The organism is Parendozoicomonas sp. 209JJ7-1, assembly GCF_058147085.1.
Map to the genome: position 1 here is coordinate 1 of NZ_JBYVJU010000080.1, position 1,076 is coordinate 1,076.

Here is a 1,076-nt window from a genome sequence, read left to right on the forward strand (position 1 = left end):
TAACGCTTGGTTCAGGTGCGCCGTAGGCGTCACCTGGAACCACTTGTTATGCGCTGGTTGATTACTCAGCTGTTGCTTTTTCAGATGCTCTTGTAAGGGCTAAAAAGATACCAGCAACTAAGACCGCACCACCTAAAAAGTGAACGAATTTTGGATTCTCCGCTACTACACCGACAAGAACGGCTCCAGTAATAAGCCCAGCTGTGGTATTAACTACTTGAGTAGAAGTTACTTCTAAGCCTGATGCCCACTTTACAAAATGTTCGCAGTTGTTACTTTCAACTGTGTACTTCCACTTTCCGATTTGGTTTCTGGCTGCTTTGAGTATTTCTGTAGCAGGCTTTAATTGCTCAACTTTAGTGATATACGTGTTATTTCCTTGAGTGACAGTATCCCAAGTTTCTTCTTTTACCGTTCCATTTCTCTTTGTAGCAGATATGAGCATAGGCTTACCTCTACTGCAAACTGTATCTGAGACAAACGACCAGTGCTGATAAATGCCAAAATCGGTAACTACAACATCACCGGGATTAACGAGAAGACTATCCATTTATAACTCCATTTACTCTTTATTCTTCTCTAGCAATATGGGGACGATTGCGAAGGTTTCAAGCGCAGACGTGGAAGCGCATAACGCCTAGCTCACCGGAAAAATGCGAGCGGAGCGAGTAGTTTTTCCGGTGCAGCTACTTGTTATGTGTGACTCTAGGCACGCCATTGCAGTACCCCATTATAAAGAGACAGAGAATGGATCTGGTTAATATTTCCATCATTGAAAACTACTGACCATGAACCATCTTTATCCAGTTTTAAATCTGAATGAGTTAGCCCAAGTTCAGATAGTTTATTTTCCCAGAGTGTTTCCTCTTCCTGCTCAGGCAGCTCCATATCTTCTAGATCTCTATCATAAGCGCGAAACTTAGAAAGGCTATCCAGCTTGGTAGGCATTGAATTATCTAGGAATTCGGGTTGAGCAAAAAACCAAGGAGTTTCATAGCTGAATCCTTTAAGTATGGCGACTTCTTTACCTTCAAAAAGGAGCTTCTCTGGTATTCTCATAATTTACACATAACGCC

General features: G+C 42.1%; 2 protein-coding genes. Both read right to left on the reverse strand.

Annotation, left to right across the window (positions count from 1 at the left end; genetic code table 11):
• Nucleotides 1–61: 61 nt before the first annotated feature.
• Entirely contained in the window at nucleotides 62–550 is a 489-nt protein-coding gene (locus ACY2RQ_RS19425; RefSeq protein WP_490114665.1) for a lecithin retinol acyltransferase family protein, read from the reverse strand.
• Between the two features lie 155 nt (nucleotides 551–705).
• Nucleotides 706–1,059, reverse strand: coding sequence for a hypothetical protein (locus tag ACY2RQ_RS19430; RefSeq protein WP_490114666.1), 354 nt, complete (start codon nucleotides 1,057–1,059; stop codon nucleotides 706–708).
• Between the last annotated feature and the right edge of the window lie 17 nt (nucleotides 1,060–1,076).

Excerpts from the sequence above, each read along its gene's own strand:
- ACY2RQ_RS19425 (WP_490114665.1), bottom strand. The coding sequence starts at position 550 with ATGGATAGTCTTCTCGTTAATCCCGGTGATGTTGTAGTTACCGATTTT.
- ACY2RQ_RS19430 (WP_490114666.1), bottom strand. The coding sequence starts at position 1,059 with ATGAGAATACCAGAGAAGCTCCTTTTTGAAGGTAAAGAAGTCGCCATA.